Below are 739 nucleotides of genomic sequence, written 5' to 3' on the forward strand. Positions count from 1 at the left end.
TATTTAAAACAATCTCGTTTTGTTTATTTAGAATTATATATCTTGGAATCGAATGGACTTTTAGATATCTTCCTAGTGGTGAATTTTTACCATTAATAACTAAATATTGATTTCGTACATTAAGATAGCTTTGAAGTTCTCTTGATTTTTCTAACCATTTCTTTTTGTCTTCATCTATTGATAGGTAAATCCATTCTACATTATTTTCAACTGATAGTTTATCTCTAAAGTTTTGTGCCTTTTGTATTTCACTAATACAAGGAGGGCACCAAGTGGTCCAAAAATTTATAACTCTTATCCTTTTATTGGAACGGTTAAAAATTTCACCTAATGCTAAAGTGTCCTCATATTTACTGAGCAATTTGGTATTTAATGCAGATTCTGGAAGCTTTAATTCTAAAGAATTTATATCTTCTAAAATATCTTCCATTTCCTTTGTATACTCGGAATCTGGATATTGTTTACCATATTCGTGAATTACATTTTTAAAAAAAGAAACACTTTTTTTACTGTGCCCAAAGCCTCTTCCATGATAAACACCAATGAGAGAAGCCATTGCGTACTCCTTGATTTTTTCATCAAAATTATGTTCTATAACAGCTTTTTCTGCTAAAAATTTTTCTTTTGAATAACTTGGATGATCTGAAGTCGCAAAGTAATTTCTTATGAGTACTGATAAAGCAGATTTGAAAGAAGGTATACTTAAATGGCTCTCATCTTTAAAATCATCTATTGAAAT

General features: G+C 29.0%; 1 protein-coding gene. It reads right to left on the minus strand.

Translation table 11 applies throughout. From position 1 onward, the window contains the following. Positions 1-739 (minus strand): TlpA family protein disulfide reductase (locus ABD792_RS16785; protein ID WP_345007527.1); only part of this gene is annotated, 739 nt, incomplete at both ends.

Origin of the sequence: Snuella lapsa, assembly GCF_039539345.1 — a bacterium.
GTDB lineage: Bacteria > Bacteroidota > Bacteroidia > Flavobacteriales > Flavobacteriaceae > Snuella > Snuella lapsa.